This is a genomic window from Pseudomonas sp. E1BtOHC1 (genome assembly GCF_058744285.1).
In genome coordinates, this window is the sequence record NZ_CP196023.1 from 4,519,288 (window position 1) to 4,536,628 (window position 17,341).

The window sequence follows — 17,341 nt, forward strand, 5'->3', positions numbered from 1 at the left end:
CCTTGCCTTGCAAGGGTGGCAGGAAACCGGGTTCGCTAGCTTCCCCCGGGCCTATTTCCGCTCGTCGGCCTGCAACTGACCATCCCAGCCACCGCCCATGGCGGCGATCAATTGCACACTGGCAATCAACCGGCTCTGCAGCAGACTGAGGACGCTGCGCTCGTTGCTCAAGGCGGTGGTCTGGCTGGTGACCACGTCCAGGTAGGCGATCAATCCGGCCTTGTACTGGTTCTCGGTCAGGCGCAGGGCCTCCCGTGCCGAATCCAGGGCCTGCTGACGCACCTCGGCCTCGTCTTCCAGGACCTTGAGCTGGACCATGTAGTTCTCCACCTCGCGGAAACCGTCGAGCACGGTCTGTCGGTACTTGGCCACGGTCTGGTCGTAGGCCGCTTCAGTGCGATCCACTTCCGCCGAGCGCTGGCCACCGTCGAACAGGGTCATGGCGAGCTTGGGCCCCACCGACCAGAACCGGTTCGGCAGGCTGATCCAGTCGGCGTAGGTACTGCTGCTGTAGCCACCGGCCAGGCTCAGGGTCAAGTCGGGGTAGTAGGCGGCCTTGGCTACACCGATATTGGCGTTGGCGGCGATCACCGAACGCTCAGCCGAGGCAATGTCCGGACGCCGCTCCAGCAGTTGCGAGGGCACCGCCAGGGGTACCTGGGGCAAGCCGGGAATACGGGTGTTTTCTGCCAGGTTGAACTCGGCCGGCGGCACACCGATCAGCACCGCGATGGCGTTCTCGAACTGCGCCCGCTGCCAGATCAGGTCGATCAGGTCGGCCTGGGTGCTTTTCAGCTGGGTCTGGGCCTGGGCGACTGCATCCTTGCCGGACACCCCGGCCTGATACTGGTTCTGGGTCATGGTCAGGGACCGCTGGTAGGCCGCCACCGTGGCTTCCAGCAAGCGCTTCTGCTGATCGATCACTCGCAGCTGCAGGTAGTTCTGCACCAGCTCCGACTGCTGGCTCAGGCGCATGGCCGCCAGATCGGCAAAGCTCGCCTCGGCGCTGGCTTCGTTGGCTTCCAGGCCGCGGCGCAGCTTGCCCCAGACGTCCGCCTCCCAACTCACCCCCAACTGGGTGTTGTAGGTGTCGCGAATACCGCTGCTGGAGCTGCTGAGGGCCGAACTGCTGCTGCCAGTGCCCTGGCTGGCCCGGGTCTTGCCGGCGCTCAGGTCGACACTGGGAAAGAACGCCCCACGGGAACTGCGGACCAGGGCCTGGGCCTGACGGTATTGCGCTTCTGACTGGGCGACGCTCTGGTTGGAACTGTTGAGCTTCTCGATCAAGCCGTTGAGCTGCGTGTCACCGTACAGCTCCCACCAGGCGCCACGGGCCAGGGCGTCGCTGGGGTTGGCCTGACGCCAGCCCTGGGCCTCCTTGTATTGCACCGGTTCGGCCACCTGGGGCCGTTGGTAGTCGGGACCGATGGCGCAGGCGCTGAGCAGCAGCACGCACAGGCCCAGGCTCAAGGCCCGCGACCCCCGGGCCATGGCCAGGCGCTGGGCGGACAGCGGAGAAACAGGACGGGACGAATGGTCGGTCATAGCGGCGTTTCCAGAGCAGCATCGGTACGGACCCCACGCCAGTGGTTGAACTTGTGGCGCAGGCGATCGAGATAGAGGTAGACCACCGGGGTGGTGTAAAGGGTCAGGATCTGACTGAAGACCAGGCCGCCAATGATGGTCAGGCCCAGGGGCTGGCGCATTTCCGAGCCTTCGGCGTTGCCCAGCAACAGGGGCAAGGCACCGAGAATCGCCGCCAGGGTGGTCATCAGGATTGGCCGCAGGCGCTGCAGGCAGGCACTGCGGATCGATTGCAGCGGGTCCATCCCGTGGTGGCGCTCCAGTTGCAGCGCCAGGTCGATCATCAGGATCGCGTTCTTCTTCACCACCCCGATCAGCAGGAACAGCCCCAGCAACGAGATCAGGCTGAACTCGCCGCCCAGCACGTAGATCGAAAGCAAGGCGCCGACCCCGGCCGAAGGCAAGGTGGAGAGGATGGTCAGCGGGTGGATGTAGCTTTCATAGAGCACCCCAAGCACCAGATACACCGCCAGCAGCGCGCCGAGGATCATGAACGGCTGGCTCTTCTGGGTGGCGGCGAAGGCATCGGCGGTGCCGGCCATCTTGACGATCACGTCCTCGGGCATGCCCAGCTTGGCGATCGCCCGTTCGATGGCGGCGGTGCCCTGCTCCACCGTCACGCCTTCGGCCATGTCGAAGGAAATGCTTTCCGAAGCGAACTGCCCTTCGTGGCTGACCCGGTCGTCTTCCAGGCTGTTTTCATAGTGAGCGATGGCCGACAGCGGAATCCGCGCCCCATCGGCGGTGATCACCTGCACCTGATTCAGGGTAATCGGGTCCTGGGCATATTTCGGGTTGACCTCCATCACCACCTGATACTGGTTGAGGCTGTCGTAGATGGTGGAGATCTGCCGCTGGCTGTAGGCGTTGTTGAGCACGGCGGTAACCATGTCCATGTCCACCCCCAGGCGCTTGGCCTGGTCGCGGTCCACCATCAGGGTCACTTGCTGGGCACCGTGGCCTTCCCGGGCATCGATGGCCGTGAGCTCCGGCAGGGCCCGCAGCGCAGTGACCACTTTCGGGTACCACTGGCGCAGCTCGCCCAGGTCGCCGCTTTGCAGAATGTAGGAATACTGCGAGGTGGTCTGCTCGCGGCCGCCGCCGAACTGCAGGTCCTGGTCGGCCATCAGCATCAACTGGGCGCCGGCCACCTTGGGCATTTCCTTGCGCAGCCGTTCGATGACCTTCTGCGCCGAGATATTGCGTTCCTTGATCGGTTTGAGGCGCACCAGCATGAACGCGTTGTTGGTGCCGTTGCTGCCACCGATGAAGCCGGCCACGCTTTCCACTGCCGAGTCCTTGAGCACCGCACGACGGAAGACCTCCATCTTCGGCTGCATCACGCTGAAGGACAGGCCATCGTCGCCACGGACAAAGCCGATCAACTGGCCGGTGTCCTGCTGGGGCATGAAAGTCTTGGGCACCACCACGTACAGGGCCACGTTGACGCCGATGGTCAGCAACAGGCTGAGCAGGGTCAGGCGCCTGTGCCGCAGCACCCAGTCCAGGCTGGTGGCGTACTTGCCCACCATCCACTCGTTGCTGCGCCGGCTCCAGCGTTGCAGGGCGTTTTCCTGACCCGGGGTATGGGGCTTGAGCCAGCGGGCGCAGAGCATCGGGGTCAGGGTCAGGGACACCACCAGGGAGACGACGATGGCCGCCGCCAGGGTGATGGAGAACTCACGAAACAGGCTCTCGATGATCCCGCCCATGAACAGGATCGAGAGAAACACCGCCACCAGCGACACGTTCATCGACAGCAGGGTGAAGCCCACCTCCTTGGCCCCCAGGTACGCCGCTTTCATCGGCGCGATACCTTCGTCGATATGCCGGGAAATGTTCTCCAGGACCACGATGGCATCGTCCACCACCAGCCCGGTGGCGAGGATCAGCGCCATCAGCGACAGGTTGTTCAGGGAGAAGCCGTACAGGTACATGATGGCGAAGGTGCCCACCAGGGACACCGGCACCGCCAGGGTCGGGATCACCGAAGCGCGGAAGTTGCCGAGGAACAGGAACACCACCAGGATCACCAGCGCCACGGCGATCAACAGGGTCATCTCCGCCTCGTGCAGGGTGGCCTTGATCACCGGCGAGCGATCCATGGCCAGGTTGAGCTTGACGCTGGCCGGCAGCACCGCCTGCAACGCCGGCAACTGGGCCTTGATCTCGTTCACCGTCTCGATGATGTTGGCCCCGGCCTGGCGGTTGATCACCAGCAGCACCGCCGCATCGTCGTTGAAGAAACCGCTGTTGTAGCGGTCTTCCACGCCGTCGGTGACCTTGGCCACGTCTTTGAGCCGCAGGGCCGCGCCATTGTTGTAATGGATGATCAGCGGCTCGTAGTCGCGGGCCTTTTCCAACTGGTCGTTGGCCTGGATCTGCCACAGCCGCTGGTCATCTTCCACCGAACCCTTGGGCCGGCGCTGATTGGCGTTGGCAATGGCGTTGCGCACATCGTCCAGGGCCACGCCGTACTGGTTGAGCAACTGCGGCTCGAGCTCGATGCGCACCGCCGGCAAGGAGCTGCCGCCCACCTGCACCTCGCCCACGCCCTGCACCTGGGACAGGCTCTGGGACAGGATGGTCGAGGCCAGGTCGTAGAGCTGGCCCTTCTCCAGCACATCGGAGGTCAGGGACAGCACCATGATCGGCGCCTGGGACGGGTTGACCTTCTTGTAGGTGGGCATGCTGCGCATGCCGCTGGGCAACAGGTTGCGCGAAGCGTTGATAGCCGCCTGCACTTCCCTGGCGGCACCGTTGATGTCGCGGTCCAGGTCGAACTGCAGGATCACCCGGGTCGAACCCTGGCTGGAACGGCTGCTCATGGTGTTGACCCCGGCGATGGCGCCGAAGGAGCGCTCCAGGGGCGTGGCCACGGTGGACGCCATGACCTCGGGACTGGCCCCGGGCAGGCTGGCCTGGACCACAATCACCGGGAAGTCCATCTGCGGCAGCGGCGCCACCGGCAGCAGGCCGAAGCTCACGCCGCCCAGCAACATGATCGCCAGACTCAGGAGCATGGTCGCCACCGGGCGCTTGATGAACGGTCCGGACAGGTTCATGGCTGAACGCCCCAGGCTTGAGGCTTACTGCGGCCCTTCATGCCTCCACCTCTTGGGCGTCTTCACGCTTGCCGAAGCGCCGACCCAGGCGGTCGAAGTACAGGTAGATCACCGGCGTGGTGAACAGGGTCAGCACCTGACTCACCAACAGGCCGCCCACCATCACCAGGCCCAGGGGCTGGCGCAGTTCGGCACCGGAACCGGTGGCCAGCATCAGCGGCACCGCACCAAACAGCGCCGCCAGGGTGGTCATCAGGATCGGCCGGAAACGCAGCAGCGCCGCCTGATAGATGGCCTGTTCCGGGGCCATGCCCTGGTGGCGTTCGGCGTCGAGGGCGAAGTCGATCATCATGATCGCGTTCTTCTTGACGATGCCGATCAGCAGGATGATGCCGATGATGGCGATCATGCCCAGGTCGTTGCCGCTGAGAATCAGCGCCAGCAAGGCCCCCACCGCCGCCGAGGGCAAGGTGGAGAGGATGGTGATCGGGTGGATGTAGCTCTCATAGAGCACCCCGAGGACGATGTACATGGTCACCACCGCCGCCAGGATCAGCAGCAAAGTGCTCGACAGCGAGGCCTGGAAGGCCTCCGCCGCGCCCTGGAAGCGGGTCTGCACCCCTACCGGCATGCCGATCTCCTGCTGCACCTGCTCGATGACATTCACCGCCTCCCCCAGGGCTACACCGGGCGCCAGGTTGAAGGACATCATCACCGCCGGGAACTGGCCGATATGGGCGATGGCCAGTTGCGCCTGGCGCTCCTCGACATGGGCCAGGCTCGACAGCCGCACTTGCCCGCCGTCGGTGGTCTTGACGTGGATCTGCTCCAGGGCCTGGGGTCCGATGCGCTCCCCGGCCTGGGCCTGGAGCACCACCCGGTACTGGCTGGCCTGGGTGTAGATGGTGGAAATCTGGCGCTGGCCGAAGGCGTCGTACAAGGCGTCGGTGATGTTCGACACCGAAACCCCGACCCGGGACGCCGCATCGCGGTCGATCACCAGATACACCTGCAAGCCCTTGTCCTGCAGGTCGCTGGCCACGTCGGTGAGCTGCGGACGTTGCGCCAGGGCTTCCACCAGACGATTGCTCCACAGGCTCAGCAGCTCGGCGTCCGGCGACGACAGGCTGAACTGGTACTGGGTACGACTGACCCGGTCTTCGATGGTCAAATCCTGCACCGGCTGCATGAACAGGCGGATGCCCAGCAGCTTGTCCACCTCGGGCTGGATCCGCGCGATCACCTGGGTCGCGCTCAGATCACGCTGGCTGTGAGGCTTGAGGTTGATCAGCAAGCGCCCACTGTTGAGGGTGGCGTTGTCGCCGTCGACGCCGATGTAGGACGACAGGCTTTGCACCGCCGGGTCCTGCAGGATGATCTTCGCCAAGTCTTGCTGGCGTTGGCTCATGGCGGCGAAGGACACCGACTGCGGCGCCTCGGAAATCCCCTGGATGACCCCAGTGTCCTGCACCGGGAAGAAGCCCTTGGGCACCACCAGATAGAGCAACACAGTCAAGCCCAGGGTGCCGACGGCCACCATCAGGGTCAGGAACTGGTGCTTGAGCACCCACTGCAACTTGCGCCCGTAGCTTTCGATCAACCAGTCGATCCAGGCCCCGCTGGCGCGATAGAAGCGCCCCTGCTCTTCAGGCTTGGGCTCACGCTTGAGCAGCCGCGCGCACATCATCGGGGTCAGGGTCAGGGACACCACCAGGGAAATCAGGATCGCCACGGCCAGAGTGATGGCAAATTCACGGAACAGCCGGCCCACCACGTCGGCCATGAACAGCAGCGGAATCAGCACCGCGATCAGCGACAGGGTCAGGGAGATCAGGGTAAAGCCGATCTGCTTGGCACCCTTGAGCGCCGCCTGCATCGGGCTGTCGCCCTCCTCGATGAAGCGCGAGATGTTCTCCAGCATGACGATGGCATCGTCCACCACAAAACCGGTGGCGATGGTCAGGGCCATCAGGGTCAGGTTGTTCACCGAAAAACCGGCCAGGTACATCACGCCGAAGGTGCCGATCAGCGACAGCGGCACGGCAATCGATGGAATGAGGGTGGCGCTGGCCCGACGCAGAAAGAGGAAGGTCACCATCACCACCAGGGCAATGGCGATAAACAGTTCGTGCTGCACATCGGTGACCGAGGCGCGGATGGTCTGGGTGCGGTCGGTGAGCACCGTGACGTCCAGGCCCGCCGGCAGGTTGTCGGTGATGCTCGGCAGCAGCGCCTTGATCCGGTCCACCACCTCGATCACGTTGGCCCCGGGCTGGCGCTGGATATTGAGCAGCACCGCCTGGTTCTCGTTGGCCCAGGCCGCGAGGCGCTCGTTCTCGGCGCCGTCGACGATCTCGGCCACATCCTTCAGGCGCAGCGGTGCGCCGTTCTTATAGGCCAGGATCAGCTCGGCGTAATCCTTGGGCGAGGTCAGCTGGTCGTTGGCATCGAGCATCGAGACCCGGGTCGGGCCGTCGAAGTTGCCCTTGGGCTGGTTGACGTTGGACGCGGCAATCAAGGTGCGCACATCCGCCAGGTTCAGGCCGTTGGCCGCCAGGGCTTCAGGGTTGACCTTGATCCGTACCGCCTGGCGCTGGCCACCGGCGATGCTGACCATGCCGACGCCGCTGATCTGGGCGATCTTCTGTGCCATGCGGGTGTCCACCAAGTCATTGAGCTTGGGCAACAGCATGGTCTTGGAGGTGATGGCCAGGGTCAGCACCGGGGTGTCCGCCGGGTTGACCTTGTTGTACACCGGCGGTGCCGGCAGGTCCTTGGGCAACAGGTTGGTGGCGGCGTTGATGGCCGCCTGCACCTGTTGCTCGGCCACGTCCATATTGATGTCGAGGCTGAACCGCAGGGTCAGCACCGAGGCGCCACCGGAACTGGTGGAGGCCATCTGGGTCAGGCCGGGCATCTGCCCGAACTGACGCTCCAGGGGCGCGGTGACCGCGCTGGTCATCACGTCCGGGCTGGCCCCGGGGTACAGGGTCATGACCCGGATGGTCGGGTAATCCACCTGGGGCAAGGCCGAGACCGGCAACAGGCGATAGGCGATCAGGCCGGCCAGGACAATGGCCAGCATGCTCAGGGTGGTGGCTACCGGACGCAGGATGAACAGCCGCGAGAAATTCATGCGCCGACCTTTTGCGCCTTGCCATCAACCGGCTTGCCATCCACCGCCGGCGCGCTGGCCGAGCCGGCGGGCTGGCCCTGCAAGTGTTCGGTGGGGGTGGTGGGCACTTCGCTGCTGTCGTTGACCACTTCCACCTCGCTGCCGTCCTTGAGGCGGTCGGTGCCTTCCATCACTACCCGGTCACCAGCCTTGAGACCGTCCTTGATCACCGTCAGGTCGCCGTTGCTGTCGCCCACCTGCAACTGGCGGATCTTCACCTTGTTATCACCGTCCATGGCGTAGACGAAGGTACCGTTGGTGCCGAACTGGATCGCTGCCGAAGGTGCCAGCACCACGTTCTTCAGGGTGTCGGCCAGCAGCCGCACATTGACGAACTGATTGGGGAACAGGCCCTGGTCACGGTTATCGAAGCGCCCCTTGAACTTCAGGGTGCCGGTGGTGGTGTCAATCTGGTTGTCCAGGCTTTGCAGCACGCCGCTGGCCTGCAATTTCACATCGCCACGATCCCAGGCTTCCACCGCCAGCTTGGCGCCGCTGTGGTAGCGCTTGAGCACGGTTTCCAGGCTGTTTTCCGGCAGGGTGAAGGCCACGCTGATCGGCTGGGTCTGGGTGATGATCACCAGCGCCGTGGTGTCGTTGGCGGCCACCAGGTTGCCGACGTCCAGTTGGCGCAGGCCCAGGCGACCGGCGATGGGCGCACGGATGTTGGTGAATTCAAGGTTGAGCTTGGCGTCGTTGACCGCCGCCTGATTGGTCTTGACCGTGCCCTGGTACTGGCCCACCAGCGCCGCAGCGGTGTCCAGGGTCTGTTTGGCGATACTGTCCTGGGCGTACAGGCCGCGATAACGCTCAAGGTCGACCTGGGCGTTCTTCAGCTGGGCCTGATTCTGCAGCAAGGTGCCCTCGGCCTGGAGCAAGGCATTCTGATAGGGCCGCGGATCGATCTGTGCCAGCAGGTCGCCGGCCTTGACCATCTGCCCTTCCTCGAAGTTGATCTTGACCAGCTCCCCCGCGACCCGGCTGCGCACATTGATGGTGTTGAGTGCCGTCACCGTGCCCAGGGCCTTGTAGTACAGCGGGAAGTCGCCCTGAGTCACCGGCGATACGCGCACAGGAATCGGTCCGCTGGCGCCGCCGAAACCGGGACGCACGCTGCCACTGCGCCCGGTATGCCCGGTCGCGGCTTTCTGCCCGGCAGCCTCCTGATGGGTACTGGCCGGCCAGAATTTCCAGCACAAGCCCACGACCAACAGCAGGACGAACAGGCCGAACAGCCAGCGACGGGAGTTGCGGGGAGCAGAGGATTGCATGGAGTGATCAACCATTGGGCGCGTGGGAGTCTTCTTGAGAAGGCTGAAAGATAAGCACTAGAGCTGTTTTAGCAAAGCGCCTTTACCGGCAATTTACCTTTGACTGACGTTTTAAGGTGCGGCGCTAAGCCACTGAAGCACAAATAAAAACGGCCTGGACAGGGCCAGGCCGTGAATAATTGTAAAGGCTGTTACTTGAGTACGGCCAAGGCCGCGTCGTAGTTCGGCTCTTCAGCGATTTCCTTGACCAGTTCGCTGTGCAGCACTTTGTCGTTTTCGTCCAGCACCACCACGGCGCGGGCCGTCAGGCCGGCCAGTGGGCCGTCGGCAATGGCGACACCGTAGTTCTCGATGAACTCACGACCGCGCAGGGTCGACAGGTTCTGCACATTTTCCAGGCCTTCGGCGCCGCAGAAACGGGCCTGGGCGAATGGCAGGTCGGCAGAGATGCACAGCACCACAGTGTTAGCCAGTTCGTTGGCCTGAGCGTTGAACTTGCGTACCGAGGTAGCGCAGGTTGGGGTGTCGACGCTTGGGAAGATGTTCAGCACTTTACGCTTGCCGGCGAGGCTGCTCAGGGAAACATCGGCCAGACCCGCGCCTACCAGGGAGAACGCAGGAGCCTTGGAACCCACTTGCGGCAGCTGGCCGTTGACCTGAACCGGGTTGCCTTTGAGAGTGACTTGAGCCATGAACGGAGTCCTTTATTGAACAGTGATGATGGAACAGCAATGAGAAATTCTTGAGAGGCCGAAGTTAAGCATGAAACGGCGCGAGCACCTATTGTCGGGCGGATAAATTGTCCAACAAACCGCTTCAACAGCGCCCAGGCGGACCGCGCAATGATTACCGATCGTGGATCGTGGATCGTGGATCGGTAATCGGTAATCGGTAATCGGTAATCGGTAATCGGTAATCGGTAATCGGTAATCGTAGGAGCTGGCTTGCCAGCGAAGGCGTCCGCAAGAGCACCGCAACGCTCAAGGGCCCCTTCGCCGGCAAGCCGGCTCCTACAGGTGCGCCAGCAGCAGCTCCGCTACCGGGCCGCCGGACGCCGGGTTCTGCCCGGTGATCACTCGCTGGTCTTGCACGGCAAACGGTGCCCAGGGCGCGGCGGCCTTCTGGTACAGGGCACCCCGCTTGACCAGCTCGGTTTCCGTCAGGAAGGGCACGTACTGGTCCAGCTCGACCAGCTTCTCCTCTTCATTGGAGAACCCGGTGACCTGCTTGCCGGCAATCAGCAGCGAGCCATCGCTGAGCCTGATGTTCAGCAAGCCCACCGCGCCATGGCAGACCGAACTGACATAACCGCCCTGCTCATGGATTTCACGGCTCAAGGCCTGCAGCCGAGCATTGTCGGGAAAGTCCCAGACCACGCCATGCCCGCCGGTGTAGTAGATCGCCACATAATCCTCTGAGCGGACCTGCTCCGGCTTCAGGGTCGCGCCCAGGCGGCACATGAAAGCGCTGTCCTGGTACCACTGCCAGTCGGTGTCGTCAGCCATGGCCAGGCTATGGGGATCGATGGGCACGTAGCCGCCCTTGGGGCTGACGTAGTCCACCTCGAACCCTGCCGCCTCGACCTTTTTCACAAAGTGCACCGCCTCCCCCAGCCACAGGCCAGTGGCACGGTTCAAGGTCGGGTATTTGGCCACGCTGGTCAGGACCACCAGAATTTTCTTGCTCACGGCATGCTCCTTGAATATCCACACAGAGAATCACGAAGACGGCGCAACGCTCAGCAAGCGCACCATGTTGCGCTGCCGGGCATCGAAAATACGCGCCATGTAGCGATTGACCACCAGCCGCTCCAAAGGTGCACCGCCAATGGCCCGATAGGTCACCCGGTCGGTGTACAGGGCTCCCCCTTCGGCAGCCTCCACCCGATGCTCATGGCGAAAGGCTCGCAACGGCCCCTTGAGCATTTCATCGACAAAATGCCGGTCGCTCACCTCACGGATGACCACCGTCCAGTTCGCCGGAATGACACCCCACATCCAGTGCCTGAAGCTGAACTGGCGCCCGGCGCTGATGCGCAGATCGTTGAGATCGATACCCCCCAAGGGCGTAACGGGCTCGGGAAAGATCTTCGGAAAGTTGCCCCCCTCAAGACAGAAATCCAGCACCTGAGCCGGACTGCAACCTGCCAGAAAAGTCGTGCGTTCAACTACGGGCATACCTGAAAGCTCCTTCCTCAACTAAAAAACACATCACACACAGGATTAGAATAAATCTATAAATAGTTGTTTTTATTGATTTTTTTAATCTATAAACAACATTAACTAAACCACTCAACGAATAAGGTTATAGTCACAATCCACTTGAGGTTGCTCACTCCCTTCGAGCAGTCCCATACCACTCGGAGCGTACCTTCCGGGCGTAGCAAATCAGCGCAGACGAGATCCTTGCCGCACCACACGGCCAACGCTGAACCGCCCTGGCCTTCCCACTTTTCAATAGACGGATTCGAGTCGGGGACTTTTATCCGAGAAACCGGTAGGGTGCGCAATTTCATCCATCCATCACTGGATGCTGCTGCGGGTTGCACGGAGTCTTACCGCCCAATGAGCTGCTGGACCCTACTCGGCCTGCCGGCCACCGCTGACATCCGAACCATCAAGCGCCACTACGCCAGGCTGCTGAAGCAGACCCGCCCGGATGAAGATCCGCAAGGTTTCCAGCGCTTGCGCGACGCCTATGAAGAGGCACTGGCCCATAAGGATTGGGAGCAACAGAACGAGACCCTGGAGACGGTCGAGACCTGGGCAGACAACGAGCCGGTCACCTTGGCGCTCTCACCCGTGCAGCGAGTGGCTATCCTGCTCAAGGAGCTGCATGTCGATCAGCTCGACCAGCGCTTTGAGCAGGCCCAGGAGCAGGCATGCGCCTATGAGTTCGAACTGGCCCTGCTGCGCTATTGCGTCGAACACCCGGCACAGGCCGACGCGGTGTTGCACTGGGGTTTCGAGCATCTGCGCTGGATGAGTGCCTGGCAACGCCTGGATCTGCCGGAATATCTGGTGCTGGAGTTGCAGCAACAGCTCTATCAGCGAGTGCAAGAGCCGCTGGCCGCAGCCCTGGAGGCCAAGGATGAAGCGGCGTTCCTGCAGGCCTACGCCCAGCGTTCAGCCCATTCCTGGCTGCTCCACCTGCAACATCGACAATGGTTCAACCAGTGGCTGGCACAGACACTGGCCAATAGCCCCTATTGGTCGGTGGCGGTGTTCCAGGCGGTCTGTGCCGGCCAAGGCTGGCACACCAATACCGGTGACAACTGCCCGGAAGTGCTCTGGCCGCGCCTGTTGAAACGCCATCAGGCACCGCTGTACCTGGCCCACCAGCAACAACTGGCGAGCGAACCGCCGAGCACCCCGGAGCACCGTGCTGCACGCTTGTTGCTCGCGCCCCTGAGCTTCCGTCAGCGCCGCGCCTGGGCCCGGCAGCTGGGCAGCCTGGACTGGCAAGCCTGCCACACGCTGGCCGCAAGCCTGGCCGCAGACTACCCGGAAGTCGCCGCCGGCATGCCCGCCAGCAACCCCTACTTCTGGCGGGACTGGGAACACGCGATCAACAGCTGGCCGATGCTCCTGGGCGTGGTTCTGGCCAGCCTCACCGGCGCAATGGCCGATTACGCCGGGCAAGACAGCAGTCCCTGGGAGATTGTCGGAGTGACGCTGGTCTGGGCTCTGTGCTTGTGCGCCGCAGGCGAAGGGCTGCAGCGACTTTGGCGGCCCCTGAGCCAACGTCTGTTCCAGTGGGACGAGCGCCTCAGCCAACGCCTGCCTCGGCACCGGACGCCCTATCACGGCGTGCAACTGATTCGCGACCTGTTGCCCGCAGCGCTGCTGGGCGGACTGCTGGGCGTGGCGGTCCACCCGGTGGCCACGATCACTTATCTTGGGGTCCTGCTGCTGGTGGCCCTGGCCCGTCAGCGCCAGATCGACCCGCTGAACGCCTGGCAACGCATCAATCCCTGGCCGCGCCGCCTGCTGCTGGGCACGGGACTGGTGCTGCTGGTGGCGGCAATTGCCACCCTCAAGTGGTTCGACGAGCGCCACACCACCGGGCGTTACCAGGGCCTGCAGCCCTGGACCGAGCGCCTGTGCGCGCGCATGCCGGCCAATGTCCCCGAGTGCGCAGCACCGGCCACCGAGGCACAGTGGTACCCCAAGGAGAACCGGCCATGAGCCAACGCCCATTGCTGATTTTCGGTTGCGCGCTGATTTTTGGCTTGTTTGCACTCCTGGGTGCCGGAGCCCCGATCGCCCGCTTCGAACTGTGGCTGGCCGGCCTGGACAGCGCCGCCAGTGCCCAGGCTGCGGCCAGGGCGCCGCTGATCGACTGCGTCAACCAATACGATGTGCCATGGCGCCTGGGCTATTACACCTACGGCACTCAACCGGCCTGGCGCATGGCGTTCGCCGATCTGCTGAACAATGCCAAGGACTTCGCAGACGGCGCGAAGACCGACATGGACACCCTGCCCGCCCGCGACTGTGAACCGCGCATGCTCTATCGACTGCGCCACCTGCAACCCGACGCCCCGCTGATCGGCCTTGCCGAGCGCTACATCGACGCGCTGCACCAGGCCAACCTTGCCCGTCGCGCTCATTCCAGCGCCGTACCCGGCGCTTACATGCCGGCCGAGGAAGACACAGCCACTGTTGCCCTGCTCCAACCCAAGTTCGACCACTACCTGCAAGCCTCCGCCGAGCTGCGTGACGCCCTGGCGAGCGCAGACATCGGCGCCCGACGCGAGCAACAGCGGCTGCTTGAGCAACGTCTTGGACAGGACATCCACTGGCACCTGCTGGACTACATGATCCAGGCGCGGCTCACGGTGGAGCAGATCAGCCAGGGCGTGCGCGAAAAAAAACTGACCCCGGAACAACTGGCACAAGCCAGCCAGGATCTGCAACGGGCCTGGGATGCCGGCCAGCCCTTGCGCAACCGACCACAAAGCAGCCGCACACAACCGGCCTATTACCTATGGAGCCAGATCACGCGGCCAGCGCAGCGCTACCAGCAAGCCTTGCTCGCCTTGCATCAGGACTGGCAGAAACAGGCTGCACCACAGCGTCTGAGCGAGGACTATCACGCGGTCATGCGGGCCTACGACTCGCTGCTCAGTTACTACAACAAGCAGGCCCAGATGGACTATTGAAGCGGCAGCAGCCCCTGTTGGCCGCCGCCGGACAATCAGGCCCTAACGCGCCTTGAGCTTGGCAAAAGACTGGTGGAAGTCCGCCGCCCAACCGTCGATGACGTTCTTCACGTCATCGGCCTTCATCACTTGCGTGTCGTTTTTCAGGGGCTTGCCGGTGCCCTTGCGCACCACCTGAGCAATCACTTTGCCACTGCTGCCATCGAGAAACACCGCCTCGGTGCCCAGCGTGGTTTCCTGGTCGCGAATTCCGGTGGCGGTGCTGACCGCCGCTGCCACCAGGGCCACGGGAATGATTTCATACGGCTTCAGGCCTTCGGTTTTACTGCTGACAGCAGTGATCGCCGCCCGTACGACCACCACGCCCGGACCAGGGCCCTCGGCGAGGGGCAAGCTGCGGGCCGCCTCACGCCTGAGGGCCTGGTCGTAATACTGATTGATACCGTTGAGGGTGCTCTGGGGAATCTTCGCTGTGGCTTGTGGCTGCGGGTAGAACTGGGTGGGCTCGATATAGATCGCCCGGTACCGGCCTACATCCAGTTTGGGATCGATCCAACGCATCACCTCCACCCCGGAGGGCGACTTGGCCTCCTTGAGCCGGCTGTAGTCCTGGAGAAACCCGGAATATTCGTCGGGCTGGGTCACTTTGCTGGAGCAGCCGACCACTGCCAAAGAGGCAAGGCACGCGGTGCCGATCATCAATGCAAGTTTCATGGGTAACTCCTGTAGGTGAAACAGCCAGGAACTGGCCAGGGGAATTACAGGTATAGCCAAAGGATTGTTGCTGAGCCGGGTGTTTTTAGGATGGAAAGACCCCAGGGACCCCGACAAAAGCCATCTTCGGGGCCCCTTCGCCGGCAAGCCGGCTCCTACGGAAAAGGTGCCGACGGTTACCGGCGGCGGAACAGCGGGCGAGGTTCGATCACTGAGCGACCATAGAGCACGCTCATGCCCACCAGTCCCTTGAGAGCGTCCTGGGCGCACTTGTCTTCACGCACGGCAAAGCTGTCGAAGCCGCACTGACGCATATGGCTCAGTTGATCGCGCAGCACGTCGCCAATGGCTCGCAACTCGCCCATCCAGCCCAGGCGGGTACGCAACAGGTAGGCCTGGCTGTAGCCCCGACCATCACGAAAACTCGGAAAATCCACGGCAATCAGCGGGATCAGCTTGAGCCAGGGCTTGAGGCTTTCCACTTCGTCATCCGGGCCGATCCATACGCCGTCCCGGGCCGGGTGATGCTCGATGCGCCGCATCAGCCACAGGGCCAGGGGCAGGATCAGCGGCCCGTCGGGCAGCGTATCGTCGACCCCGCGCACCAGGCTCCAGGCATCGTCCTCCACCAATTGGGCTTCGCCCTCATGCAGACGCAGCAGGTTGTTCATGCCAGCGCCTCCACAGCCTTGGGATAGACCCGCTCCTTGAACGGCTCCAGGCCGATGCGCTGCAGGGTTTCGACGAAGGGTTCGTCGCTTTCGCGGTAGCGCACGAAGGTGGCAATGATGCGCTCGATCACTTCGGGGATTTCCTCGGCGCTGAAGGACGGCCCGATCACCTTGCCCAGAGCACTGTCACGGCCCTTGGCGCCGCCCAGGGTGACCTGAAACCACTCGCTGCCGTTCTTGTCGACCCCGAGGATGCCGATATTGCCGATGTGGTGGTGGCCGCAGGCGTTCATGCAGCCGGAAATGTTCAGGCTGATGTCCCCCAGGTCGTGGAGGTAGTCCAGGTCCTCGAAGCGCTGCTGGATGGCCAGGGTAATCGGCAGTGACCTGGCGTTGGCCAGGGCGCAGAAGTCACCGCCCGGGCAGGCGATGATGTCGGTCAGCAAGCCGGCATTGGCGGTGCCCAGGCCGTGCTCGCTGGCACACTGCCAAAGCTCGAACAGCTGCGACTTGGGCACATCCGGCAGGACGATGTTCTGTTCATGGGCAATACGGATTTCGCCGAAGCCGAAGCGCTCGGACCAGTCGGCCACCGCCTCCATCTGCTGACCGGTGACATCCCCCGGCGGCGAGCTTGGCCCCGGTTTGGTGGACAGCACCACGCAGGTGTAACCCGGCACCTTGTGCGGGTGCACATTGCGCGCCACCCAGCGCGCGAAGGCTGGGGACTCGGCCAGGTGGCTGCCGTAATCCAGATCGGTGTCCGCCAGGCGCTCGTAGATCGGCGGCACAAAGGCGCTGGCGACCCGCTGGTACTCAGCGTCGGTGAGCTGCGCCGGGCCGTCCTTGAGGTGCTGCCACTCCTCCTCCACTTCCTTGGCGAAGGCCTCGATGCCCAGGGCCTTGACCAGGATCTTGATCCGCGCCTTGTACTTGTTGTCACGCCGGCCGTAGCGGTTGTAGACCCGCAGCACCGCCTCGACATAGGACAGCAGGTGCTGCCAGGGCAGCCCGTCGCGAATCTGCAGGCCAAGGATCGGCGTGCGCCCCAGGCCCCCGCCCACAATCACGCGCAGGAGCATTTCGCCGCTGCGGGCGCGGTAAAGGTACAGACCGATGTCATGCATCATGATGGCCGCGCGGTCCTGCTTGGCCGAGCAGATGGCGATCTTGAACTTGCGTGGCAGGAACAGGAATTCAGGGTTGATGGTGGACCACTGGCGCAGGATCTCCGCCAGGGGGCGCGGGTCCAGGTACTCATCGGCGGCAACCCCGGCAAAAGCCTCGGTGGTGATGTTGCGCACACAGTTGCCGGAGGTCTGGATGGCGTGCATCTCCACCTCGGCCAGGCGCTGCAGGATGTCGGGCACCTGGGCCAGCTCGATCCAGTTGAACTGCAGGTTCTGCCGGGTGGTGAAGTGGCCGTAGCCGCGATCGAAGTCCCGGGCGATGCTGGCCAGGGTGCGCATCTGCCGGGCGCTCAGGGTGCCGTAGGGAATCGCCACCCGCAGCATGTAGGCGTGCTTCTGCATATACAGGCCGTTCTGCAGGCGCAGGGGCAGGAATTCCTCTTCGCTCAGCTGGCCGCCCATGAAGCGCTCGACCTGATCGCGAAACTGCGCCACCCGCTCAAAGACCAGGGCCCGGTCATAGTCGTCGTACTGATACATGTGCCTACCTCGTCCTCATCGGTGCTG

At 63.4% G+C, this 17,341-nt stretch carries 12 protein-coding genes; 2 read left to right on the top strand and 10 right to left on the bottom strand.

The genetic code is table 11. The features are described 5' to 3' along the window. Positions 1-51 precede the first annotated feature (51 nt). The 7 genes from ACSSVC_RS20335 to ACSSVC_RS20365 all read right to left on the bottom strand — a co-directional run bounded on the left by ACSSVC_RS20335 (position 52) and on the right by ACSSVC_RS20365 (position 11,272). Positions 52-1,545 carry an efflux transporter outer membrane subunit gene (locus ACSSVC_RS20335; RefSeq protein ID WP_346634287.1) on the bottom strand — a complete coding sequence of 498 codons (1,494 nt, stop codon included), beginning with the start codon at positions 1,543-1,545 and terminating at the stop codon, positions 52-54. Continuing rightward, positions 1,542-4,649 (bottom strand): efflux RND transporter permease subunit, encoded by a 3,108-nt coding sequence (locus tag ACSSVC_RS20340; protein ID WP_346634286.1) that lies wholly within the window; start codon positions 4,647-4,649, stop codon positions 1,542-1,544. Before ACSSVC_RS20340 ends, ACSSVC_RS20335 begins: the two co-directional genes overlap by 4 nt. A gap of 37 nt (positions 4,650-4,686) precedes the next feature. Next, complete coding sequence (locus tag ACSSVC_RS20345) at positions 4,687-7,785, bottom strand: MdtB/MuxB family multidrug efflux RND transporter permease subunit (RefSeq protein WP_346634285.1); 3,099 nt, start codon at positions 7,783-7,785, stop codon at positions 4,687-4,689. Then, a complete protein-coding gene (locus ACSSVC_RS20350) occupies positions 7,782-9,110 on the bottom strand; it encodes an MdtA/MuxA family multidrug efflux RND transporter periplasmic adaptor subunit (RefSeq protein WP_492611258.1) in 1,329 nt (442 codons plus the stop codon). The genes ACSSVC_RS20345 and ACSSVC_RS20350 overlap by 4 nt, the downstream gene beginning before the upstream one ends. A 176-nt stretch (positions 9,111-9,286) precedes the next feature. After that, entirely contained in the window at positions 9,287-9,787 is a 501-nt protein-coding gene (gene tpx / locus ACSSVC_RS20355) for a thiol peroxidase (RefSeq protein WP_123725341.1), read from the bottom strand. Between the two features lie 318 nt (positions 9,788-10,105). Next, on the bottom strand, positions 10,106-10,783 hold the full coding sequence (locus ACSSVC_RS20360) for a type 1 glutamine amidotransferase domain-containing protein (RefSeq protein ID WP_492611259.1): 678 nt from the start codon (positions 10,781-10,783) through the stop codon (positions 10,106-10,108). 30 nt (positions 10,784-10,813) lie between these two features. After that, on the bottom strand, positions 10,814-11,272 hold the full coding sequence (locus tag ACSSVC_RS20365; RefSeq protein WP_492611260.1) for an SRPBCC family protein: 459 nt from the start codon (positions 11,270-11,272) through the stop codon (positions 10,814-10,816). Between the two features lie 387 nt (positions 11,273-11,659). Between ACSSVC_RS20365 and ACSSVC_RS20370 the strand changes: the two genes are divergently transcribed. Both ACSSVC_RS20370 and ACSSVC_RS20375 read left to right on the top strand, forming a co-directional pair. Further along, positions 11,660-13,282 (top strand): J domain-containing protein, encoded by a 1,623-nt coding sequence (locus ACSSVC_RS20370; RefSeq protein ID WP_404936955.1) that lies wholly within the window; start codon positions 11,660-11,662, stop codon positions 13,280-13,282. Beyond that, positions 13,279-14,259 carry a DUF3829 domain-containing protein gene (locus tag ACSSVC_RS20375; RefSeq protein WP_492611261.1) on the top strand — a complete coding sequence of 327 codons (981 nt, stop codon included), beginning with the start codon at positions 13,279-13,281 and terminating at the stop codon, positions 14,257-14,259. Before ACSSVC_RS20370 ends, ACSSVC_RS20375 begins: the two co-directional genes overlap by 4 nt. 42 nt (positions 14,260-14,301) lie before the next feature. Here ACSSVC_RS20375 and ACSSVC_RS20380 read toward each other — a convergent pair whose 3' ends face one another. The 3 genes from ACSSVC_RS20380 to ACSSVC_RS20390 form a co-directional block, all read right to left on the bottom strand. Continuing rightward, complete coding sequence (locus tag ACSSVC_RS20380; RefSeq protein ID WP_404936957.1) at positions 14,302-14,973, bottom strand: DUF3313 domain-containing protein; 672 nt, start codon at positions 14,971-14,973, stop codon at positions 14,302-14,304. 176 nt (positions 14,974-15,149) lie between these two features. Beyond that, positions 15,150-15,644 carry a DUF934 domain-containing protein gene (locus ACSSVC_RS20385; RefSeq protein WP_346634278.1) on the bottom strand — a complete coding sequence of 165 codons (495 nt, stop codon included), beginning with the start codon at positions 15,642-15,644 and terminating at the stop codon, positions 15,150-15,152. Then, positions 15,641-17,314 carry a nitrite/sulfite reductase gene (locus tag ACSSVC_RS20390; protein ID WP_346634277.1) on the bottom strand — a complete coding sequence of 558 codons (1,674 nt, stop codon included), beginning with the start codon at positions 17,312-17,314 and terminating at the stop codon, positions 15,641-15,643. The genes ACSSVC_RS20385 and ACSSVC_RS20390 overlap by 4 nt, the downstream gene beginning before the upstream one ends. Between the last annotated feature and the right edge of the window lie 27 nt (positions 17,315-17,341).